General features: G+C 35.1%; 26 protein-coding genes and 1 tRNA gene. 20 read left to right on the top strand and 7 right to left on the bottom strand.

Annotated features, from left to right (window positions below; genetic code table 11):
* Positions 1-9: 9 nt before the first annotated feature.
* From AC4CUY_RS02250 to AC4CUY_RS02240, 3 genes are all read left to right on the top strand, one after another.
* Positions 10-441, top strand: a complete 432-nt coding sequence (locus AC4CUY_RS02250; protein ID WP_490773615.1) for a phage tail protein — start codon at positions 10-12, stop codon at positions 439-441.
* Entirely contained in the window at positions 438-1,457 is a 1,020-nt protein-coding gene (locus tag AC4CUY_RS02245; protein WP_490773614.1) for a contractile injection system protein, VgrG/Pvc8 family, read from the top strand. Before AC4CUY_RS02250 ends, AC4CUY_RS02245 begins: the two co-directional genes overlap by 4 nt.
* 198 nt (positions 1,458-1,655) lie before the next feature.
* The gene (locus AC4CUY_RS02240; RefSeq protein WP_483770330.1) at positions 1,656-4,214 is read left to right on the top strand and encodes an AAA family ATPase; all 2,559 of its coding nucleotides are present in this window, start codon (positions 1,656-1,658) and stop codon (positions 4,212-4,214) included.
* Positions 4,215-4,262: 48 nt separating this feature from the next.
* On the opposite strand, the gene AC4CUY_RS02235 is transcribed toward AC4CUY_RS02240, so the two are convergent.
* Both AC4CUY_RS02235 and AC4CUY_RS02230 read right to left on the bottom strand, forming a co-directional pair.
* Positions 4,263-4,679: a type II toxin-antitoxin system HicB family antitoxin gene (locus tag AC4CUY_RS02235; protein WP_483770331.1), complete on the bottom strand. Its 417-nt coding sequence runs from the start codon at positions 4,677-4,679 to the stop codon at positions 4,263-4,265.
* A gap of 180 nt (positions 4,680-4,859) precedes the next feature.
* Complete coding sequence (locus tag AC4CUY_RS02230) at positions 4,860-5,039, bottom strand: type II toxin-antitoxin system HicA family toxin (RefSeq protein WP_483770332.1); 180 nt, start codon at positions 5,037-5,039, stop codon at positions 4,860-4,862.
* 153 nt (positions 5,040-5,192) lie between these two features.
* Here AC4CUY_RS02230 and AC4CUY_RS02225 point away from each other — a divergent pair, with 153 nt between their 5' ends.
* Positions 5,193-5,348, top strand: a complete 156-nt coding sequence (locus AC4CUY_RS02225; RefSeq protein ID WP_483770333.1) for a hypothetical protein — start codon at positions 5,193-5,195, stop codon at positions 5,346-5,348.
* Between the two features lie 48 nt (positions 5,349-5,396).
* Here AC4CUY_RS02225 and AC4CUY_RS02220 read toward each other — a convergent pair whose 3' ends face one another.
* Entirely contained in the window at positions 5,397-6,230 is an 834-nt protein-coding gene (locus AC4CUY_RS02220; protein WP_483770334.1) for a hypothetical protein, read from the bottom strand.
* A 590-nt stretch (positions 6,231-6,820) separates the two neighbouring features.
* Here AC4CUY_RS02220 and AC4CUY_RS02215 point away from each other — a divergent pair.
* Genes AC4CUY_RS02215 through AC4CUY_RS02195 form a run of 5 tightly spaced genes read left to right on the top strand, consistent with a single transcriptional unit; the run spans position 6,821 to position 8,335 of the window.
* A complete protein-coding gene (locus AC4CUY_RS02215; protein ID WP_483770335.1) occupies positions 6,821-6,967 on the top strand; it encodes a hypothetical protein in 147 nt (48 codons plus the stop codon).
* A 3-nt stretch (positions 6,968-6,970) separates the two neighbouring features.
* Positions 6,971-7,153: a hypothetical protein gene (locus tag AC4CUY_RS02210; protein WP_490773613.1), complete on the top strand. Its 183-nt coding sequence runs from the start codon at positions 6,971-6,973 to the stop codon at positions 7,151-7,153.
* Complete coding sequence (locus AC4CUY_RS02205; protein WP_490773612.1) at positions 7,150-7,821, top strand: hypothetical protein; 672 nt, start codon at positions 7,150-7,152, stop codon at positions 7,819-7,821. The genes AC4CUY_RS02210 and AC4CUY_RS02205 overlap by 4 nt, the downstream gene beginning before the upstream one ends.
* Before the next feature lie 3 nt (positions 7,822-7,824).
* Positions 7,825-8,136: a hypothetical protein gene (locus AC4CUY_RS02200; protein WP_490773611.1), complete on the top strand. Its 312-nt coding sequence runs from the start codon at positions 7,825-7,827 to the stop codon at positions 8,134-8,136.
* Positions 8,137-8,158: 22 nt separating this feature from the next.
* Positions 8,159-8,335 (top strand): hypothetical protein, encoded by a 177-nt coding sequence (locus AC4CUY_RS02195; RefSeq protein ID WP_483770337.1) that lies wholly within the window; start codon positions 8,159-8,161, stop codon positions 8,333-8,335.
* Between the two features lie 24 nt (positions 8,336-8,359).
* On the opposite strand, the gene AC4CUY_RS02190 is transcribed toward AC4CUY_RS02195, so the two are convergent.
* Positions 8,360-9,139, bottom strand: coding sequence for a hypothetical protein (locus AC4CUY_RS02190; RefSeq protein WP_483770338.1), 780 nt, complete (start codon positions 9,137-9,139; stop codon positions 8,360-8,362).
* A 75-nt stretch (positions 9,140-9,214) separates the two neighbouring features.
* Positions 9,215-9,556, bottom strand: coding sequence for a helix-turn-helix domain-containing protein (locus AC4CUY_RS02185; protein ID WP_483770339.1), 342 nt, complete (start codon positions 9,554-9,556; stop codon positions 9,215-9,217).
* Positions 9,557-9,663: 107 nt separating this feature from the next.
* Between AC4CUY_RS02185 and AC4CUY_RS02180 the strand changes: the two genes are divergently transcribed.
* The 6 genes from AC4CUY_RS02180 to AC4CUY_RS02155 are packed head-to-tail and all read left to right on the top strand — an operon-like array spanning position 9,664 to position 13,784.
* The gene (locus AC4CUY_RS02180; protein ID WP_483770340.1) at positions 9,664-9,864 is read left to right on the top strand and encodes a hypothetical protein; all 201 of its coding nucleotides are present in this window, start codon (positions 9,664-9,666) and stop codon (positions 9,862-9,864) included.
* Between the two features lie 21 nt (positions 9,865-9,885).
* Positions 9,886-10,125 (top strand): hypothetical protein, encoded by a 240-nt coding sequence (locus AC4CUY_RS02175; RefSeq protein ID WP_483770341.1) that lies wholly within the window; start codon positions 9,886-9,888, stop codon positions 10,123-10,125.
* On the top strand, positions 10,118-10,513 hold the full coding sequence (locus AC4CUY_RS02170; protein ID WP_096733050.1) for an ogr/Delta-like zinc finger family protein: 396 nt from the start codon (positions 10,118-10,120) through the stop codon (positions 10,511-10,513). Before AC4CUY_RS02175 ends, AC4CUY_RS02170 begins: the two co-directional genes overlap by 8 nt.
* Positions 10,514-10,522: 9 nt before the next feature.
* A complete protein-coding gene (locus AC4CUY_RS02165; protein ID WP_490773610.1) occupies positions 10,523-13,246 on the top strand; it encodes a toprim domain-containing protein in 2,724 nt (907 codons plus the stop codon).
* 53 nt (positions 13,247-13,299) lie between these two features.
* Entirely contained in the window at positions 13,300-13,494 is a 195-nt protein-coding gene (locus AC4CUY_RS02160; protein ID WP_483770343.1) for a hypothetical protein, read from the top strand.
* Positions 13,491-13,784, top strand: a complete 294-nt coding sequence (locus tag AC4CUY_RS02155; RefSeq protein WP_096733044.1) for a hypothetical protein — start codon at positions 13,491-13,493, stop codon at positions 13,782-13,784. Before AC4CUY_RS02160 ends, AC4CUY_RS02155 begins: the two co-directional genes overlap by 4 nt.
* A 55-nt stretch (positions 13,785-13,839) precedes the next feature.
* On the opposite strand, the gene AC4CUY_RS02150 is transcribed toward AC4CUY_RS02155, so the two are convergent.
* Both AC4CUY_RS02150 and AC4CUY_RS02145 read right to left on the bottom strand, forming a co-directional pair.
* The gene (locus tag AC4CUY_RS02150) at positions 13,840-14,907 is read right to left on the bottom strand and encodes a tyrosine-type recombinase/integrase (RefSeq protein ID WP_483770344.1); all 1,068 of its coding nucleotides are present in this window, start codon (positions 14,905-14,907) and stop codon (positions 13,840-13,842) included.
* 187 nt (positions 14,908-15,094) lie between these two features.
* Positions 15,095-15,181: transfer RNA gene (locus AC4CUY_RS02145), tRNA-Leu, on the bottom strand.
* A 184-nt stretch (positions 15,182-15,365) separates the two neighbouring features.
* Here AC4CUY_RS02145 and queA point away from each other — a divergent pair.
* The 5 genes from queA to pnuC all read left to right on the top strand — a co-directional run bounded on the left by queA (position 15,366) and on the right by pnuC (position 20,357).
* Positions 15,366-16,403: a tRNA preQ1(34) S-adenosylmethionine ribosyltransferase-isomerase QueA gene (gene queA / locus AC4CUY_RS02140; protein WP_336953455.1), complete on the top strand. Its 1,038-nt coding sequence runs from the start codon at positions 15,366-15,368 to the stop codon at positions 16,401-16,403.
* 147 nt (positions 16,404-16,550) lie between these two features.
* Positions 16,551-17,573 carry a hypothetical protein gene (locus AC4CUY_RS02135; protein ID WP_490773609.1) on the top strand — a complete coding sequence of 341 codons (1,023 nt, stop codon included), beginning with the start codon at positions 16,551-16,553 and terminating at the stop codon, positions 17,571-17,573.
* An 88-nt stretch (positions 17,574-17,661) separates the two neighbouring features.
* A complete protein-coding gene (locus tag AC4CUY_RS02130) occupies positions 17,662-18,687 on the top strand; it encodes a hypothetical protein (RefSeq protein WP_419329056.1) in 1,026 nt (341 codons plus the stop codon).
* 19 nt (positions 18,688-18,706) lie between these two features.
* On the top strand, positions 18,707-19,276 hold the full coding sequence (locus tag AC4CUY_RS02125) for a LemA family protein (protein WP_419329057.1): 570 nt from the start codon (positions 18,707-18,709) through the stop codon (positions 19,274-19,276).
* A gap of 364 nt (positions 19,277-19,640) precedes the next feature.
* Complete coding sequence (pnuC, locus tag AC4CUY_RS02120; protein WP_483770345.1) at positions 19,641-20,357, top strand: nicotinamide riboside transporter PnuC; 717 nt, start codon at positions 19,641-19,643, stop codon at positions 20,355-20,357.
* Positions 20,358-20,361 lie beyond the last annotated feature (4 nt).

Here is a 20,361-nt window from a genome sequence, read left to right as displayed (position 1 = left end):
GAATAAACCATGTTAATGAGCCTTGGACAGTTTTTATTTAAAATCGATACCTTGAGTTTTACCGAAATTCAGCGACAACGGGCATGGAAATATGCTGAAAATGAAGTGGCTGCAGGCAGAGCCAAAAAACAATACACCGGTGTTGGTTCAGATACGGTTACTTTACCTGGTCTAATTTATGAAGAATACGGCTTCGGGCGTCGCTATGCGATTGATGAACTTGCAAGCATGGCCAGTACTGGCCAAAGCTTTGTTCTTATGGATGGCAGCGGTTATTTATACGGTGTCTATGTCATCGACAATATTGATGAAACCAAGACTTATCTTTTAGACAATGGCGTCCCCCGAAAAGTTGATTTCACCTTAAAACTTTCCCGTACCGATGATGAGCGCATCGAGGAGCAAACCGCACCTGAAAACACAGATGAGGTGATCACATGATAAAAACACCAACATGCCTGATTACTGCAGACAATAAGCCCTTAAATGATTTAATTCTAAGTCGAATCATTAGCGTAACCGTAACCGACAATCGAGCCAATGAAGCGGATGAACTCAGCATTGTACTTGATGATAGTGATGGAGCTTTGGAATTACCCAAACGAGGAGTAAGACTGAATTGTAAAATGGGGTTTATTGGTGAAGAACTTCACGATAAAGGTGATTTCATTGTCGATGAGGCTGAATGGTCAGGTCCTGCAGATGCCATCACTGTTAAAGCCTCGAGCGCTAATTTTAAGAGCAGCATTAAAGTTGCAAAGTCAAAATCATATCACCGCAAATCTTTTGGTGAGGTTGCAAATGAAATTGCGAAAAACCATCAATTAGAACTGATCATGACTGACGATTTAAAAGCCATAAATTTAAATCATATCGATCAAACCAATGAATCGGATCTCAACCTTTTAGCACGTTTAGCAAAAACCAATGGCGCAGAAATGGCTGTCAAAAAAGATCGTTTACTTATTTTTAAGGCTGGCACAGCTAAATCAGCTTCGGGTCAAGATTTGTCATCAATTACTGTGACCAGGAGCACTGGCGATCAATTCCGTTATAACGAGCAAGATCGGGAATCAGATTACACCGGTGTTTCTGCAGGCTACCAAGATTTAGGCAAAGCTAAACGTCAGCGAGTGACCTCAGGTAATCCCGAAAAACGTGGTGGTGGCAATGATCCGTCAACCAAGACCAAAGTCATAAAAGGGACATTTGCGAGTAAAGAGGATGCTCAACGTGCTGCAGATGCAAAAATGGATGAGATAAAACGGCAAATGGCCAAGTTCAGTATTAGTCTCGCTTATGGAATACCTGAAATCAGTACAGAGTCACCTGTCAAATTAGATGGCTTTAAAAATGAGATTGATCGATTGAAGTGGATTGTTGAGAAAGCCACTCACACATATAACAAATCCAATGGTTTAATTACGCAGTTAGAACTTGAATCAAACTTGAAGTGAGTAAATTAAGTACTCATTTCCTATCAAAAATACTGGTTTAAAGCATTTATTTAACTATTTGGAATTAAATTTATAGAATACATCTCAATATTCTTTTTATACAAAAGTCAAAACACAGTGTATGTACTTAATATTAATGATATATTACAAGAAATACAGCCACTTACTTATTCCAAATTTATAATTAAGGAAATAATAATGCCTATAGCAACTAAAATATGTAGTCTAGTAAATAATCAAGGAAAACCTGATTGGTGGAGATTCACACTAAGCAAAGCAATTGAATGTGGAGAATTATCTTCAATAGAATTAGAGAAAGCTTATTTACTTGCTAAAATGGAATTTGGTCTCGAAGAAAAAAGTATAGACTACTCATCATTAGTGAAGCCAGTTCTAGCGACTGGTTACCATGAAGAAGTGGAAGAAAATAAACTTGTTTCTGTTGGAAATACATCTAATATTTCTACTCTAGCATCACAGAAAAAGATCGAATTTTCTACCTCAGGATTAACAGTTATTTATGGAAATAATGGAGCTGGAAAATCTAGTTATGCAAAGATATTAAAAAATGCTTGCTTGACTAGAGGTGAACTCCCTGAATTAAGGCATAACATTTTCGAAGAGAAAGTCGGTATACCTTCTGCTGAAATTCAGATTGAATCTAATGGTATCTCTGAATTAATATCATGGAACACTCGTTTAGAGCCTCACTCTCGTCTTAAATCAATCAGGGTTTTCGATTCAAATTCATCCATTCACTATCTATCTAAAACAGGCACTTTAGATTTTAAGCCAACTGCTTTAAAACTATTGGATGAACTATTAAAAGCTAGTAGCTTTATTATGGATAAAGCAAAAAATGATGAAATAAGTTATATACCATTACCAGTTCTACCGAAAATGAATCAAGGCACAACGCCAAGTAAGTTAATCATAAATTCCACCTTAGAACCGGAACAAATAGATTTATTCTGCGCAACACAAGAAGAGTCAGCCGAACTAATAGTTTTAAGAAAAGAAGTGCTTGAATTAACCAATAATTCACCTGAAAAGTTACGAGAAAAATATAAAAGTAGAAGGCTACGACTAGTACCGCTTCAACGATTCCTAACAGCTTTAGTCAATGAACTAAATCTAGAATCAATAATTAAATTTAAAGAAATTTACAATACAAAAGAACAAACGAAATTAGCAGCACATTTGCTCAGTACTGCTACATTTGCAGAGTTACCAGTATCAAAAATTGGCACAGAGCAATGGCATACAATGTGGAATGCTGTAAAAAATTTCATTGAGAATCTAGACCAAGACAAAAAATTCCCTCTACTAGAAGGAGATCACTGCCCTACATGTTTACAAGTCATAGATAACACAGCAGCATCAAGACTAGCATCATTTGATGTTTACCTTCAGAATGAACTCCAAAAAGATGCAACTTCGGCTCTTATAAACTGGAACAAAATATTAAAAAAAATAAGAGATTTGAGTTTTTCTACAGTTCCTTATGATGCAATCCTTAATGAAATAAAAGAAAAGGATCAAGAACTTGGTATACTGTTTACGTCATTAATTAATAAGTTAAAAGAAAAAGCAGAAAATATTTTACTAGATTTACCAGTTTTTGATATTGAAGATTTAAATTTTGAAGCTTTAACAAGACTTAATACACATATTAGCAAGCTAGAAGAAATCGAAAAATCTGTTTTAGATGATGAAACAAAAGCAACGACGATATTAATAAAAACTCAAAGGATCCTAGAAATTGAAGATAAAGAAAAAATATTAATCGTCAAAGAGCAAATTAAAGAAGAAATTAAAAAAGCGAAGAAAATCGAATGTTTTAACAAACTTAAACGCTCTACTTCCACAACTGCAATTACATTACTGAATAATGAAATATCCAACACTGGTTCTATAGGGAAAATGCAAGAATTTTTCAACGCTGAACTAAAAAAACTAGGTTTTGATCATTTCACAATAAATACACTAACAAAAGGTGCAAAAGGAAATCAAAATTTCAGCCTACAGCTTTCTGAAAATAATGCGAATATTCTTGATATTGCTAGCGAAGGAGAGCAAAAGTGCATTTCTCTAGCTAGTTTTTTTGCAGAATTGTCTACTGATAGTAGAAAGTCAGCGATTATTTTTGATGATCCCGTAAATTCTCTTGATCATATTTGGAGATTAAAATTTTCCAAAAGAATTGCTGAGGAAGCCAACAAAAGGCAGGTCATTGTTCTAACGCATGACTTACCTTTCCTTAAAATGCTTCAAGAAGTATCTAATGATATAACTGTCAAAGCTATTACTAGAAGCAATAAAGTTACAGGAATACCTCTTGATACACCTCCATGGGATGCATTAAAAACTGCTGACAGGATCGGACAACTTAAAGTAAAAGTAGTAGAAGCTAGAAAAGCAGCAAAGAATTCAATAGAAGAATATCAACATCATGCATGTATAATTTATGGAAAAAAAAGAGAAACATGGGAAAGACTTGTTGAAGAATGGTTAATTAAAAGTGTTGTTGAACGCTTTAGCCGTGAAATTAAAACTCAAAATACAAGATATTTAACAGATATCACTGAACAAGATGTCCAAAAAATTTATGCTGCTATGGGTAAGTGTAGTACCTATATGAATGGGCATGATATGGCTGAAGCGATGTCTGGTGTTTTTCCAGATATTGATGAGTTAGAAAGTGATTTAAGAGAACTAGAAGATTACTTCAAAGAGTTAAAAACAAGAAGAAAATAAATATAAAAAAAGCCCTCAAATAATGAGGGCTTTTTTTCGACTTAGTAATTATGCAATTATTAAATCGACATCTTTATTAATCACATTAAAAGCTTCTTCAATCGCTTCTAATTTAGTTGAATGATTTAATGACAATAATCGATCAACTTGTTTCTGATCCCAATGTAACTCACGTGCAAGATCAGCTTTTTTTAGACCTCGTTCAATCATTGCATTGTATAAAAAAATTTTTAAACTTACTCGAAAAGGTAACTTAACGAGAACTTCTCCTTTTAATTTTTTACTAGGTAATGGTATAGCTCTTCGCTCATTCATATAAATAATAAAAGCTGTTTCTAAACCATTTAATGCTTCAGTTAAAGCTTCCTCTTCTGAGTAACCGACAGCGAAAGCTTCAGGTATATCACGACTACGTACCAAGTAAGATTTATCCGTATCGCGTGTTATAAACACTGGATATAACATACTAAACACCTCATCAAATGTTCTACTTAACTCTACTTAGTGCGATTTAAGTAGAATGTTTTTTAGACAAAAAAATCAAAGAATTTAAATCAAAATCTTTGATGCAAACAATGCAATAGATATTTCCTCTAAGTATTGCATTCCATATAAAGATGTACTTTAAAGTTCAACAACTAGGGCTTAAAGCCCTAGTTGTTTCAGAATTTCCTTGCGAAGGCCTTCTCCAATTTCCTTGCCTTTATGAAACGGTAATGTAGTTTGTTTTCCCTTGTAGCTAACTATTCGGTGAGAACCTTTTCCACTTCGTAACACTTCGACACCTTGTTGTTTCAACCATCGCTCGAATTCACTGTACTTCATAGCACATCTCCTTCAAAACGATAAAGCAATAATACGACATATTTGTCCTATAATCAAGAAATAAATACGACATATTTGTCTTATTATTTGCTTACTATCTCTCGCAAGGAGAGCGAAAATATATTTATCGAAACGCGTAAATAAGGCTTTAAAATGAATGAATTAGGCACAACAAAAGTTTATATGGATGTCTTAGAAAAACACCTTAAAGAATTACAACTGAAACAAGATGATAGTCCACTTGCAAATATTTGCATTAATCATATTAATAATAAATTAGATAAATTAATTAGATTCTTAAAACCCTAGCATTAAAAATGCCCCAAATTTGGGGCATTTTCTTTAAATAGATATCTATTATTTTTCAATCTTGTTAGCAATATAAATATTTCTACTTTCACCGTGGTACTCTAAATCTCCGCTTGAATCAATTATGAAGTATTGAGTTTCATCAGGATCTTTATAACGATAAGTTGCCACATCTTTAAGCAATTCATAAGGCTTTAAAGTCGCATCAATATAAAAATCTTGTTTAAAATATTTCTTATCTTTCTTATAAAGAACAACGATATGATCAGTGAACCCATTTGGTGAAATCCATTGGCCAATCACTTCACCATCTACATCATGTTTTACATTTAATAGTTTTTTGAAATTATCAGAACTTAACCCAATAAATTTAACTTCTAAGCTTGGATCAAAATGAGCTGTTGCCCATGCTGCAACACTTTGCTCTCCTTTTATTCGGTACATAATAAAAGTGCGCTCATAGCTATTGCTATCACCATTTTTTATTTCATTCGAAATTTGTCTCAGCTGTTGCTCAGAGATACGCTCTGGTAACTCCACACTAACGTTACGAACAATATCTCTCTTTTTATCATCAGAAATAATTTCATAATCAATTTTGACATTTTCAAGATCAACAATTTTTTCTTCTATTTTTTCATTATTGGTAGCATTTGCAGAGGTAGTATTATTTTGACCATCATTAACAGGATCAGGTGCAGTCACACCAATAACTAAAAATAAAATTATGCTGCCAATCACACCACCAATCAAAACGTCTTGTCGAGTAATTTCTTTACTTTTACGTAAGCTTTGTAAACGCTTTGGACTAATTAAACCTATGAAAGTAAGAACCCATACCGCTATCAAAGCGAGAAAAGACAATACAAAAATAACTTCCATTTCTACCCCATTATTAAAATTTAGATGGCTTATTAATTACATTTTTTGACACTATGCATTAGCTCAATATGAACCAATCGATAAGCTCATTATGACACTATGCATTAGCTCATTTTGACACTTTCTTCTATATAAAAAGAATTAAGAATAGAAATATAAAAGAATTGTATCGCAACCTAATTGTCATTCTTTTAATTCTTTATAATCCAATCAATAGTGAAATAAATACACTTATATAATCATTTGTTACTTAATCAATTACATGTTCATAATCCAATCATTAGCAAAATGAATTATCTTTTTATTCATCTAATGATTGACAATAAATTAAATTGAATTAATACTAATTAAATCACAGCAAAACTGTGAACGGGCGTGAGAACCTGTTTTATCATCACTGAGCGCAAATCAAAGTCGCTTAAGCGGCATTTTTTTTGCCTACTGTTTAGCAGTCGTTATGGCAGGCTAGGCAGGGCAGCCTTGTGCTGGCCGTACTCAGTGAACGGTATTCTCACCCCTGTTTAGTCTGTCACCATTACCGTGAGAAGTAATGATGTCAGGTATATAACCTTGTCACTGAGAAAACGACTATGAACACTCAAAATAAAAGTGTGTATTCAGCACCTGTATGTCTAGACACCCTCTGTATTCAACGCTTAAATGCGCCAGATTTCGCTCAACCTGAAAAACTCAGTATTCAAATTTTGAAATTTCTTCGTTCTAAAAAGCGAGGATAAATCATGTCAAAAATCTATATTCAGACCGAATTAGGTACTGAAAAATGTTGTCCCATGTGTCATGAATACTTCCCTTTTGATGAAGAATTCTTTTTTAAAAACGGCATAAAAAATGGAATTCAAAAATGGGCAGCCCGTTGTAAAGTCTGTTATATGGAGTCTTATCGCACGGGGTATGACATATGAAAAACATACTCTTGCAAAACAACGAATATCCGATTATTGCCTCGCCTATGCTCTCAAAAGAGCTAGGCTTGCCAGCTGCAACTTTCTTACAAAAACTGTATTACTTACTCAACGAAACTCGTAAATACAAGCGTAAAAAGAACCTGACTCAACACAATAATCGAAAGTGGTGGTTTCATACCTATCAAGAGTGGACTGACACATTAGGATTATTCAGTATCGCTACCATCAAACGTGCGGTGGCAAAACTTAAACAGATGGGACTGATTGAAATCAATAAGCTAGATCCTAACAAGTCTATGCGTGTCAATTACTACACAATTAACTATAAAAAACTAAAAGAAATATTCGGTTTCGGTGTTTTGGAATCAAAATCTGAGCCGACACCATGTGTTTCTGAAACGCCAAAGGGGACAGATTGTCCCATCCATCCTGAAGCAACCCCTCAACAAGCTTGTACCATGCTTGATATCAATCGACAGCTCTATCGCCAATTACGCAAGCTTAAACTCGACATTACTTATGACAGCCCCTTACTCTTGGCTTGGCAAAATCGACAACGGGAAGTAATTGCTTATGTTGCCTCAGCGACATCAAGACTCGATATAAATAAATGGCAATGGCATACACCTGAACAGGTTATGCCTGCACATTTGATAGGGATATAAAAAATGAGAATTTCAAAAATTATTCTTAGAGTTAAGAACCCTCAAAATAACAAACGTCAATTGTTTGTTTCTTCAAGAAAACTTTACAATCTGATAAGTCCTAATGTTTCTTATAAAACTTTCGTTGAAACCAATATAACCTGGTCTAAACTCAGAGAAAATATTGACTATCACTACAATCAACAGTTTGATAGCTATAATTTGAACATTTGCGCTGTTCAGGCAATCTTAGTATTGGAAAACAGCGACCAAAGTTGGACGCTATTTAATGAATTATCCGATCTTATAAATTGTGGTTTTTCAACCATAAATTAATAATCAAATTAGGGGTAATACAATGAGTGTAGAAATCGATGAAGAGACAATTTACGAAATTAAGAAATTACTTATTAAACTTAACTTTTTATCAAAATGCACAATTGATCCAAGCATCAAACCTATAGAAATTGAGAAAGTATTTGAAAGTTTATCTAATGATGCTCGATCAATTTTACAACAGATAAAAACTGAGTGATAAAAGCTCCCTTTTGGGAGCTTTTTAGTATTTAGAGCGTGTATATAAACTATAATTACTAACAATAGTTTTACTCTTTTCCTCCAGTAACTTCTGATCTTCTTTTTCTTTTATCTTCTTATATAGCTTCTCTGCAGCATAAAAATTTTCTAAAAAAATAGAGGTTTGATCAATTGCGAACGATAATTGTGGAAAAAATATTGCTAATATAAACGTAATAACCCCAAAGAAAAATGCAAAGAAAAAATCAAACGCTGTATCAGAAACTGAAACTAAATAAGCAAAAAACAATGAATAAATAATCAATAAAATAAAAGTTCCTTTAAAAATAATCTTTGACCATTTTATACTTTTTTTAATTTTATCAAGATTCTCTAAACAGTAAATTCTATTATTTTTTTTACTAAAATAAAAAACAAAGCAATCTTGTAATCCTCTATTTTTAAGGTATTTTAAGTGCCCAAATTTTTCCCCACCATGAAATAAACCCATCATTTCATTTATATCGACCAATTTTTTTTCATGGAGTTCTAATAGAAAATTAACTAAAAAAGCATCAACTTTTCCATTTCCAACTAAATCACAAGCTGCTGCATCTTGAACATTTTTCGAATATTCTATTTTATTGGAATTTCTAACAAATTTTTCATGATACTCAATACTCGATTTAACCCGCTTGTTCAAAATATTTTCATGATAGTTTTGAAATTCTTTACTTCTATAAAAAACCATAAAAATTGTTGTAAATGCAGTAATAAGTGTACCTATTGATATTGCGATACTTTTTACTTCTTCTAATGTCATATTTTTAGCTCAAAATATTATATTTTTAAAAGGATGAGCAAATAAATCATTGAATATTTACTCAAATATAATTATTTATCTATTTTTAGGATAAGCAGCAGCAAATGCCTTTGCTAAAAATATTAAACCTTCTTTTTGCTCTTCAGCTACCTGTTCATAAAGAGTTAATAGCTCACTATTTGCAGACTGCATATTTAACTTGTACTTCCCAAATAAAACATACGACATATCGAAGCCATACTTTTGTAATGCATAAATCTGTTCTTCATTCATAGACTCGCCATGTTTTTCATAGCGAATCCATGAAGCCTCAAGTACACCAATAATTTCAGCAGCTTTCACTTGAGTAAGCTTTAGCTTTTTTCGTTCTTCTTTCAGGCGAATACTTCGATTAGCAGTAGAAAATAATTCATCCATTTGAATAATATCTCTTGAATACTTCGATATATCGAAGTAAATTAACATTGTCAGAAATCACACACAGTCCGATTTCTACCATTTTAAATTTTTATGAGGTCATTGCAATGAGTAGTACCCAAAACACCAACAATTCAGAAAAAGAAAAACAAATCGTTTTTCGTGTTTCAGAAGCTCAACATCAACAAATTCGAATTAAAGCAGCAGTAGAAGGATCTCTAACACCAAATCAGTTTTCCAAAAAATATCTTTTGGAAGGTTTGGGTATCGATATTGATGACGAAAGCTCTGATCAAAAACAATCATAAGTCACAGATTTTGGGGAATTCATGCCAAGCGCACTTTCTGAAATAAATGGACACATTTTTAATGAAAAAATTTGCTGTCCGGTATGTGACAAGCCATTAAGAATTTTGGGGACCGTTGTTTATTTAGAAAATCCCAAAGGTTATGTAGGTGAGTGTCGGGAGCTGACATGCATGACTATGGTTCATTTTCACATTCAAATATCAAATGTGATTGCTCCAAGTCGTTTAATAAAATCAGTAAAGGAATTGAACGATGAGTAAATCAATTGGTTTTTATTGCCCTCACTGTGGCATGCGTATGCATGTGTCTAGCCGAAAAAGACCTTCGCCACTCTTACATGAGTTGATTGTTTCATGTCGCAATGATCAATGCCTTGCAAGTTTTGCAGCGAGTTTAGAAATGGTGCGACCAATTCAGAACAGCATCAATCCTAATCCTGAAGTTCAAACAGGATTACCACAGCATAAACGCCAGTGGGAGCAAGAACTTGAACATCACATCGAAAGTTTAGAACTCCAAACCTCAATTGATGAACACCAAAAAAATTATGTAGAAGGCTTTATTTCTGCGCTCTTTCATTCGTCAACAATTGATTTGACCAGGGCTACGACTTACCGCAACCGACTTCTACAAATGAAACTTATATAGGCATTAGTGATGGATCTTCAGCGTCATATCGACGACAGACTTAACCAACTATTTAACTTTAAAAGAGTTGGTGAATGGTATCGTCAAGGTCTTTGTCCAAGTTGTAATGAGAAAGAACTTTACACACATGCAGAAACACCACGCATGGTGAAATGTGGACGTATTAATAAGTGTGGTTATGAGGAATACGTCAAAGATATCTGCGAAGAATTTTTCAAAGATTGGTCAGAATATCACCCTAAAACCCATGAGAATCAAAATGCCGCTGCAGATGCATATTTGAGGGATGGTCGAGGTTTTGACCTTAAAAATTTAAAAGGCAGATATACACAGGAACTATATCAAGCGCCTAAAAATAGAAATTTAGTCAGTGCAACTGTTCGCTTCAAATTAGCTGAAGGAATATATTGGGAACGGATCATTGATCGTCCTGATCGTTTTGGTCGTCAGAAAGCCAATTTTATCGGCAAATGGAATGGCTTGGCATGGACATTACATGAGTTAGATGATCTTTGTACTGCAGGCAGTATATGGATCACTGAGGGCATCTTTAACAGTATTGCGCTATCACAATCAGGCATTATTAGCTTGAGCAATATGAACAGTGGTAATTATCCCACACAATTATTAGATACGATCAGCAAACGCTGTCATGAACTCAACAAAGATAAGCCACGTTTAGTTTGGGCTTTGGACAATGACAACGCAGGCAAGAAGTTTTTACCTAAACACCATAAACATGCTACCGATCAAGGTTGGATCTCAACTGCTGCCCTTCCACCAACACCGATTAATGGAAAATCACTAGATTGGAATGATCTATTTCAACGTGAACAACTCACAGAAAAAGACCAGGAGAAATACCTCCATTTTGGCAAGCTTCAAATTGTTGAAACGCCTGAAGAAGCAGGCTTATTGATCTATAACTATTATGGTAGCAATCTAAGTAAATTCTTTTTTAATCATAAGTTCCGTACATACTGGTGGGAATTAGATTATGAGAAATATAACAAAGCTGTCCAATATGTTGAGGAAAGCCAACAAGAACAAATGCTTTCAGAAGATGAAAAGCGTATTCAGGCATTAAAAACATGTTCTTCAGCGAAAGAAATCTGTAATGCACAGCTTGAGCCGTTGTATTTCCAACGAAACGAAATCACCGATGAATCTTGGTATTACTTCCATCTTCAAAGCCCATGGGGAGAAACCAAGACCACTTTTACTGCTGAACACATGGCATCACGCAGTAAATTTAAGCCTCGTGTAATGTCCGTCCTTTCAGGTGCGATGTGGACTGGCAGTGATCAACAACTAGAAACCTTTATTAAACGTAAAACTGAAAAATTACGTGAAGTTAAAACTATCGATTTCATTGGCTATAGCAAAGATTATCAAGCCTATATCTTTGATAAATATGCTGTGCATAACGGGCAAGTTATCCCCAAAAATGAACATGATTTCTACAAAACGGGAAAAAAAGAATTGAAAAGCCTAGCAAATTCACCAGTGATTACCCTGAATCCTAAAAAGGAATTTTCTGCAAGTTGGTGGAAAGATTTTTATACATTGAATGGCGCAAATGGCTTAATTGTTCTTGCTTGGTGGACAGGAACATATTTTGCTGAACAGATCCGTGCTCTTAATTCCTCATATCCTTTTTTTGAATTTGTTGGTCAAGCAGGTGCAGGTAAATCAACATTGCTTGAGTTGCTTTGGAAATTTAGCGGTCGAGAAGCCTATGAAGGCTTTGATCCGAATAAATCTACCAGTGTGGCAATTTATCGTAATTTTGCCCAAGCCTCTAATATGCCGATCGTTCTAATTGAGGGCGACCGAAATGATCAAAATGGTGGTGTCCAAAAAGCTAAATTTAGTTGGGATGAATTGAAAGACGCCTTTAACGGTCGAGCAATTCGTTCAAAAGGCTTAAAAACCGCAGGGAATGAAACGTATGAGCCACCATTCCGTGGTGCAATCATGATCAGTCAAAACACGCCTATACAAGCCTCAGAAGCGATTTTATCTCGTACCTTGCATATTACAGTGACAACAAAAGGCCATAACCTAGAAAAGAAAAGAATTGCCGATCGTCTTTCTCGTATTTCGTTAGAAGACGCATGTACTTACATGACGCATTGCTTAAAAAATGAAGCAAAAATTCTGCAAACCTATTCAGAAAATATCCAAGCCTTAGAAGAAGAATTTCATCAAAAAGGCATTACTCATACTCGTATTGCACTTTGTCATGCACAAGTATCAGCAATGGTTGATGCACTTGAACAACACGTTTTAAAAGAAGTCATCGACTTAGATGAAATTTGCGATGCCAAACGTATTTTAGAGGCAATGGCACGGGAGCGTGTGGAGCAATTAAGTAGCGACCACCCTATGGTTCAACAATTTTGGGATGCCTACGAATATATGAATGTCAGCAGAAATGCAGCATTCAGCTTAAATCATCATGATCAAGACGCCCAAAGCATCGCTATCAATCTAAATGAAGTCTACAAAGTCGCTGCCCGTAACTATCAATCGTTACCTGACATCAATGAAATGCGAACGCTACTTCGATCAAGCCGACGTTATAAATTCATAGAAATGAATAAACCAGTTAAGTCTAAAAACTTCCCTGCAGATGAAGTTAAAAATGTGACATCAGAAATGCGTGAACGTGTCGTCAAATGCTGGCTTTTTACCAATCCATACTACAACCAACACACACCTTTTAAATAATTTTTAAAGCGTGAATAAAGAAGCTTGCACTTCTTTTTAAGGAGAAATAACTTATGAAAAATAACCCTTTTAAAATTGCTCGTGGCGGTTGGTGGCCATGTGAAGAAAAAGTACTTATTTCAATGCTTGAAGATAAATATCCGGTACATTTTATTGCGGAAGTACTAGGGCGAGATCGTTTAGGTGTTCATGCAAAAATTACATTGATGGAACGCCAAGAAGCTAGGAAATTGGAGGATGCAGCATGAACGATAACGCATTCGATCAATATCTTTTAAAAATGACAAAAGTATTGGATTCAAAATTGATTCTACCTGTTGAACACCAACTCTGGGACGAAAAAGATATCGCAAAATATCTAAAATATACAGTGGATTATACGAGAAAAAATATTATTCCATGCCCTAACTTTCCACCTAGTCGACAGTTACCGACATCAAAAGATAGTGACCGTACATCACCACGTTGGAAAGCAACAGATGTAATTAAATATGCTATGGCGTTTGATAAATCAAATTTGAAATACAACGGGAATTGAGAAGAACAAAACATATAAAAGCCACAAAAGTGGCTTTTATTTTATTTATGATTTTCTAAGCGATTAATCTTGATAAACCAGGACTGATATTTAGTTCTTCTAAAATTTCATCGTTAGTAGGATTGTAGTAAATCAAAGCCTGCTTGGGATCTTTCCATCCAAAAATCTTACATAAAGTTAAAGCATTTTTTATACGTCTAGCCATTAAACTTGCCGCTTCATGTCTCGAATCATGAAATGTTAAATCGGAATTTTCTAAACCTGCAGCCTTTCGAGCCTTTCTAAACAATGTATCCCTAGAGCCATCAGAAATAGTAAAAACTTTTGGAGAATTTTTACGGTCAATTTTTATGGCCAATGTCCAAAGCTGAATCGCAAAATCATCAAGTGGGACATTACGACTAGATCCATTCTTAGTATCAGGCAAACGTATAAAACGTTTTTCTATAAAAACATCTGACAATGGTCGATTAACAATTTCACCTGATCTCATACCAGTGGACATTGCAATTAACCATATTAAACCTACTTCTTGCATCTTAGAATTCGGAACTGTGCCTGGTGTATATTTTAAAGCAGTAAGTATGCTTTGCAATTCATCTATTTCAATACGACGTTCACGATGTTCAGGTTTTTTGGGCTTCCGTAAATTTTCAACTGGATTAAAGTCGATCCAACCTTTATCTCGTCTACACCAGTTAAAAAATGCAGATAGTGTTGAATAGTCACGAAGTACACTCGCAGCACTTAAAGGGCGTATTGTCCGGTTCATAACTATGCTTTCCCATTGCTTGAGATGTTCAGAGCGATAATTAGCTAATGGCCAATCCACAAAAGGTAGATTATTTTGATAATATTTTAGCCGTTGGATCTCTTTTTTCGCAGTTTTCTTATACCTAGACACTTCATTCATATATCTAGTCAATGCTTCTTCTACAGTAAGAACTATTTTATTATTTAAAGCTTGTTTGGTAGAAAAATTTAAGAAGAATTCACGCTCTTGAATCTCTGACCATCGTTTCGCATCATTCTTGGATTTAAATGTTTTACTTTTTCTTTGATTGAAGGCAATAAGATCTGCTCTCCACTTACCATTTTCAAGTTGATAAATTGACAGACTCATAAAGTTTACAACCTCAATGACTTATACAAATAAACACACGTTAAAAAATGTGTAAAAAACGTGTAAATGAATAGCTAAGAATACCTCAAAATACCTTAAAAAAACCCAACACCCAGAAACGAAAAAACCCCGAAGCCTATATGCATCAAGGCTTCGGGGTTTATCTAATCTGTTTAACCTAAACTAATGGTCCCGAGGGTCGGACTCGAACCGACACGTCATCGCTGACAGTGGATTTTGAGTCCACCGCGTCTACCAATTTCACCACCTCGGGAGAGGTTGTGTGCGTATAATAGCGCGTTTCATTTTCTTGTCAACGACAAGTTTTCACATTTGTTTAATTTTAAGGCAGATCTGGTTTTTTTGGATTATAAAACATCAATTTCAGCCATTAATTTGAAAAACGACTATACTAGCGGCAGTTTTTAAATCCCAAATGTCAGTTTTTCTTCCTCATGATGCAACTCTCCGATTTTAATTTCGAACTTCCCGACGAACTCATTGCGCGCTACCCACTTGAAACACGTAGCGCTTCTCGCCTTTTACATCTCAATGCAGAGGGTTCATACCAAGATCTTCACTTCACCGATGTTTTTGATTTATTCAATGAAGGTGATTTATTGGTACTCAATGATACCAAAGTGATGAAAGCACGTTTAAAAGGTAAACGCGCCTCTGGTGGTGCTATTGAAGTTTTGGTTGAACGTATTTTTGATCAGACCATTGCACATTGTCATATCAAAGCCAGTAATTCGCCTAAAGCAGGTGCTGAGTTATTTATTGGCAAAGATGAAGTTAAAGTGACGGTAACAGGGCGTCATGAAAACTTATTTGTGGTGGAATTTTCTCAGCCTATTTTGCAAGTTTTAGATTTATACGGACAACTACCTATTCCGCCTTACTTTAACCGTGAAGCAGAAGCCATTGACACAGAACGCTATCAAACCGTGTTTAACGATCCAACCAAATTAGCAAGCGTAGCAGCACCGACAGCAAGTTTGCATTTCGACCAAGCCCTATTAGAAAAATTAGAGCAAAAAGGCGTAAATAAAGCTTTTGTAACCTTGCATGTGGGTGCTGGAACATTCTTACCAGTACGCACAGATCAGATCGAAAATCACATCATGCACAGTGAATGGTGTGATGTGCCTGAAGCAACTGCAAAATTGATTCAAGAAACCAAAGCACGTGGCAACAAAGTAATTGCCGTCGGAACGACAGCAACACGTGCCTTAGAAAGTGCAGCGCAAGCGTCTGGGGGAAAAATTGCCGCATGGACAGGCGATACACAAATCTTTATCTATCCAGGGTATCAGTTCTGTGTGGTTGATCGCTTGATCACCAACTTTCATTTACCAGAATCTACCTTGTTAATGTTGGTATCTGCATTATCCAACCGTGACAATATTATGAACGCATATCAACATGCTGTTGCAAGCAAATATCGTTTCTTTAGTTATGGCGATGCAATGTTGATTGAAAACGCAAATGGCTAAGGTCTAACGAAGCGCAACCTATTTAAAAGTTATTGCTTAGTCAGACTACCAATATGCAAAGTGTGGTTTAAACACGACACTTTGCATTCAAAATCATTTTTTCGTTACAATCAGGCATCTAAGCACTTGCCACAATAATGAATAAAGATGAATGATTTACTCACAAAAATTCAAAATGCTTTTAGCCAACAACACGCCAACAATGGCAAGACTCAGCACAATATACATGCGATCAATCAGTTACTCTCATCAAATCAAGATTTTGAACAGATCATTACAAGCTTAAAGAATTGGCAAGATGATCCGAGTCTGTCTATTCAAAATTATACTTTTTGGCTTTTTATCGCGATTGCGATTGGCTTATTTGTACTGGCTATTTTTACCCACCCGATACTCTTACTAGCAACAGTCGCTAGTGTGGCTTTTGCTTTCTATAAGCGCACTTCGACAAAAGCCCTCAATCAATTGATTGAGGATACTCATCAAAAGAACCTAGAAGTGAGATATCAAATTCGCTTCTATCCCAATGCCTTTGATGAAAATATTGAGTCTCCCTATAATTTCCCGTTATTTGGTTTAGGGGATCATGAAAATACCATTGGTCATTGCATTTATGGCGCTTGGCAGATCAACAGTATCAATTATCCATATATGCTGTTTAATTATCATTATGTGGATGAAGTCGAAACTCGTGATTCAGACGGTAAGAAAAAGATTGAATATCGTCATTATGATTTATGGGGGATCATCCTAGAGAACTTCCCTGCTCAAGGTATCAGCATTTCATCTAAACAAAATCGAGCCTGCCGTCTTGGCGTAAAATGGTCGAGTGGGGATATTCGTTTCGACAATCAGTACCAATTAAGTGGTACAAATGAAATGCAACTTGCCAAATTTTTCACACCAAATCATGTATTAATGCTTGAACAAGCCATGGCTTATTTTAAAGGTGATTTTTATGTTCAAGTCCAGCGCCCTACTTTGTGCTGGCTGTTTAAAACGGATATTACCAAACCGCAGATGCAAGTCGATAAAGTTCAAACTGTACATGATTTAGCTGCACAACTTGAAAGTATGAACATGCCTAATTATGAACAGCTAAAAGATTCAATGATCACAATTCTACAAGAAATCCAACCCCATTATGAGACAAATAAAGTTGAACAATAAACAATTTACTTTGTCGATACAATAATTTATCGCATACTTATCAATCTGGAATTTGAACTTTAATATCCTTTAATCATGATGATTTGCCATGCCTATAGAAACCGTTGAGCGATTACTTCACCTACGCACAAGAAAAAATAAACATGTGATGCGCAATATCGCTCGGCTTTGGGAAATTGGACAACAGGCTCAATCTGCACAAGATATTTTAGATGGGTTACATCCGTGGGGAGAATGTAGAGAATTATTTTTTCATAACCTCATCCCCAGACTGCTATTTATGATAGGGGTAATGACTGCACTTTTTGGTTGGCTGATTCATCACTATATTCCCTATCCACTGAGCCTATTAGCAGCCTTGTTATGCTGTTTTGGTGCTTATTTAATTTATGAGCAAAGCGATCCAATTGATGAAGTCATAAATTTTTTAGAACAGCGCATGATGTTTCTCCGCTACGAATTAGATTTCAATAAAACTCCAAGTCATATCTCCACAACAAGCAATACCTTTTTGGTCATGAGCAAGTTAAAACAAAGTTTTCCATTGTTTTCGCAAGGCAATGTGTTGAACGAGATTGAACAATTTGCATCCACCAAATGGTTTGATGGTGAACAAGAACATCATGTGATGTTGTTTCAGTATCATTATGTCGATGAGTTTTCACTGCCCAATACTCAGGGTGAAAAACAGAAAATTAAGGAAACCCATAAAAACCACTGGGGCGCTTTTATTTTTCAATTACCCGCCCTCGGCTTTGCTGCCAGTAATAAACACCATGAATTTATTCCGCCCTATACCCAAATATGGAAAACTGCGGATATTCTGGTCAATCAAAATTTATATATTTTTGGCTATAATCAACATCAACTTGCCCGTACCATTAGTCCAAGTATCACCTTAAAATTAAGTGATTTTTTTCAACACTATTCAGGTGATATTGTTTATCATTTTGAAGAAAATATGCTGTGCTATATGGGAGATCAAGATCTCTTTCGCATTCGTCGTAAAAAACAAAAGCTTCAGGATATTTCAGCACTTCGTGGACATTTAAGAACATTAACCATGCCTGAATATGAAAAATTTAAACAGTGCATGCTAAACTTGATTTCATAAATTAAAAGGAATAATCAAAATGGGTTTAATCATATTTATTGGGATTTTTATTGTTCTGATCGCTTGGGGTATTCTGGTTAGAAATAACATTGTGCGTTATTTCAATGCGACACAACGTGCATGGGCTGAGGTTGCCAATTTTGAACGCCAGAAAGTAAAAACACTGGAAACTTTAGAGCAAACTTTGGTGCAATATACACAGTTTGAAAAATCAACTTTAGAAAAAGTGACCGAGTTACGTCAGCAAATTTTGAATCTAAACTTGAACAATACTGATGTTTCTCAACTGCAACATGTTGAAAAACTCAATCAAGATTTAATGAAAAGTTTAAATGTGGTGGTTGAAAATTATCCTGAACTCAAAGCGGATACTTTGTATGCAAAAATGATGGATGATATTCAAGAACAAAATGAAAATGTCGGTGCAGCAATCACCATCTTTAACCGTAATGTTGAAGAATTTAATAACACCATCGAAATTTTCCCCAACAATATGATCAATACCATTACTTTGGCAAAGAAAACAATTCGTCCATTTTCAGACAATGTGGTCACTCAGAATTTTGATTACAAACCTAATTTTAACTAAGGTCTGTAGACAATTCGTCGAAGTTTGCGACTACGTGTGTTTTTTAAGCGATACTAGCTACGAAATACGAAATTTAGTTATTCTAAATGATGAAAAATATCGTTTCGCAAGGTAATACGTAGCGGTAAAAACATGCTAGTCTCAAAGAAATGTTGGGAAGATTCTTTGATCAAACATCCCTTGATTAAATACATTAAAAATGAATCATGATAATGCATATATAAAAGGCTTGGTAAAAAACAATAGGCAACAATCCAGTCCTTGCATACGATTAAACTGAAATTTCAAATCGTCTGTAAGATTTAAATCCGGTATAAATTACCAGCAAATAACACCAGCAGCATTCGTTAGAATTACAAACCCTATGTTGAAACTCTTTTTTCCCTCACCCTTTCGACTTCTTTTCAAAAATTGGAATGTATTTGAAATTGTTTGGCTTTTTAGTTTTATTTTCATCGGCTGTATCATTACCTTAGTTCAACAGGATACATGGTTTAATTTCGTGGTATTACTCAGCGGAATTCTCTGTGTGGTATTGGCAGCAAAAGGCAATATTCTCAATTATAGTTTTGGTTTATTCAATAGCTGTGCTTATGCATGGATTTGCTATAACAACGGGCTTTATGGCGAAATGGGACTGAATCTCTTGTTCTTTGTCCCAACTGCTTTGATCGGCATGCTACTTTGGCAGAAACATACCACAGAAAAACAATTACAGCAGGCGTATGTCCTTCGGCATGCTTATTTGATTTTGATCATCCTGAGCAATATAGGTTGTATTGCTATACTCGGTTACCTACTTGCCCAAATTTCCACTCAAAATACGCCTTATATAGATGCAACCACCAATATTCTTGCAATCTCGGCAACGATTTTGATGCTGCTGCGTTTTAAAGAGCAATGGTGGTTCTATATTGCATTAAATATATTCAGTATTTTAATGTGGGCGATCCGAACCCTTGATGGGAGTGGTGATGGTGCAATGATGTTATTGATGTGGTCGGCCTTTCTGATCAATGCCATCTACGGTTACTATAATTGGAATAAACTTGCACAAAACCATTCAAACTCATCCTATTGAATTT

It is taken from the genome of Acinetobacter sp. 778_lipA (assembly GCF_058242985.1).
This window is presented reverse-complemented; position numbering and strand designations above follow the sequence as displayed.

What these genes read in the sequence shown, in the direction of transcription:
- AC4CUY_RS02250 (WP_490773615.1), top strand. Translation starts at nt 10, where the DNA reads ATGTTAATGAGCCTTGGACAGTTTTTATTTAAAATCGATACCTTGAGT.
- AC4CUY_RS02245 (WP_490773614.1), top strand. Translation starts at nt 438, where the DNA reads ATGATAAAAACACCAACATGCCTGATTACTGCAGACAATAAGCCCTTA.
- AC4CUY_RS02240 (WP_483770330.1), top strand. Translation starts at nt 1,656, where the DNA reads ATGCCTATAGCAACTAAAATATGTAGTCTAGTAAATAATCAAGGAAAA.
- AC4CUY_RS02235 (WP_483770331.1), bottom strand. Translation starts at nt 4,679, where the DNA reads ATGTTATATCCAGTGTTTATAACACGCGATACGGATAAATCTTACTTG.
- AC4CUY_RS02230 (WP_483770332.1), bottom strand. Translation starts at nt 5,039, where the DNA reads ATGAAGTACAGTGAATTCGAGCGATGGTTGAAACAACAAGGTGTCGAA.
- AC4CUY_RS02225 (WP_483770333.1), top strand. Translation starts at nt 5,193, where the DNA reads ATGAATGAATTAGGCACAACAAAAGTTTATATGGATGTCTTAGAAAAA.
- AC4CUY_RS02220 (WP_483770334.1), bottom strand. Translation starts at nt 6,230, where the DNA reads ATGGAAGTTATTTTTGTATTGTCTTTTCTCGCTTTGATAGCGGTATGG.
- AC4CUY_RS02215 (WP_483770335.1), top strand. Translation starts at nt 6,821, where the DNA reads ATGAACACTCAAAATAAAAGTGTGTATTCAGCACCTGTATGTCTAGAC.
- AC4CUY_RS02210 (WP_490773613.1), top strand. Translation starts at nt 6,971, where the DNA reads ATGTCAAAAATCTATATTCAGACCGAATTAGGTACTGAAAAATGTTGT.
- AC4CUY_RS02205 (WP_490773612.1), top strand. Translation starts at nt 7,150, where the DNA reads ATGAAAAACATACTCTTGCAAAACAACGAATATCCGATTATTGCCTCG.
- AC4CUY_RS02200 (WP_490773611.1), top strand. Translation starts at nt 7,825, where the DNA reads ATGAGAATTTCAAAAATTATTCTTAGAGTTAAGAACCCTCAAAATAAC.
- AC4CUY_RS02195 (WP_483770337.1), top strand. Translation starts at nt 8,159, where the DNA reads ATGAGTGTAGAAATCGATGAAGAGACAATTTACGAAATTAAGAAATTA.
- AC4CUY_RS02190 (WP_483770338.1), bottom strand. Translation starts at nt 9,139, where the DNA reads ATGACATTAGAAGAAGTAAAAAGTATCGCAATATCAATAGGTACACTT.
- AC4CUY_RS02185 (WP_483770339.1), bottom strand. Translation starts at nt 9,556, where the DNA reads ATGGATGAATTATTTTCTACTGCTAATCGAAGTATTCGCCTGAAAGAA.
- AC4CUY_RS02180 (WP_483770340.1), top strand. Translation starts at nt 9,664, where the DNA reads ATGAGTAGTACCCAAAACACCAACAATTCAGAAAAAGAAAAACAAATC.
- AC4CUY_RS02175 (WP_483770341.1), top strand. Translation starts at nt 9,886, where the DNA reads ATGCCAAGCGCACTTTCTGAAATAAATGGACACATTTTTAATGAAAAA.
- AC4CUY_RS02170 (WP_096733050.1), top strand. Translation starts at nt 10,118, where the DNA reads ATGAGTAAATCAATTGGTTTTTATTGCCCTCACTGTGGCATGCGTATG.
- AC4CUY_RS02165 (WP_490773610.1), top strand. Translation starts at nt 10,523, where the DNA reads ATGGATCTTCAGCGTCATATCGACGACAGACTTAACCAACTATTTAAC.
- AC4CUY_RS02160 (WP_483770343.1), top strand. Translation starts at nt 13,300, where the DNA reads ATGAAAAATAACCCTTTTAAAATTGCTCGTGGCGGTTGGTGGCCATGT.
- AC4CUY_RS02155 (WP_096733044.1), top strand. Translation starts at nt 13,491, where the DNA reads ATGAACGATAACGCATTCGATCAATATCTTTTAAAAATGACAAAAGTA.
- AC4CUY_RS02150 (WP_483770344.1), bottom strand. Translation starts at nt 14,907, where the DNA reads ATGAGTCTGTCAATTTATCAACTTGAAAATGGTAAGTGGAGAGCAGAT.
- queA (WP_336953455.1), top strand. Translation starts at nt 15,366, where the DNA reads ATGCAACTCTCCGATTTTAATTTCGAACTTCCCGACGAACTCATTGCG.
- AC4CUY_RS02135 (WP_490773609.1), top strand. Translation starts at nt 16,551, where the DNA reads ATGAATGATTTACTCACAAAAATTCAAAATGCTTTTAGCCAACAACAC.
- AC4CUY_RS02130 (WP_419329056.1), top strand. Translation starts at nt 17,662, where the DNA reads ATGCCTATAGAAACCGTTGAGCGATTACTTCACCTACGCACAAGAAAA.
- AC4CUY_RS02125 (WP_419329057.1), top strand. Translation starts at nt 18,707, where the DNA reads ATGGGTTTAATCATATTTATTGGGATTTTTATTGTTCTGATCGCTTGG.
- pnuC (WP_483770345.1), top strand. Translation starts at nt 19,641, where the DNA reads ATGTTGAAACTCTTTTTTCCCTCACCCTTTCGACTTCTTTTCAAAAAT.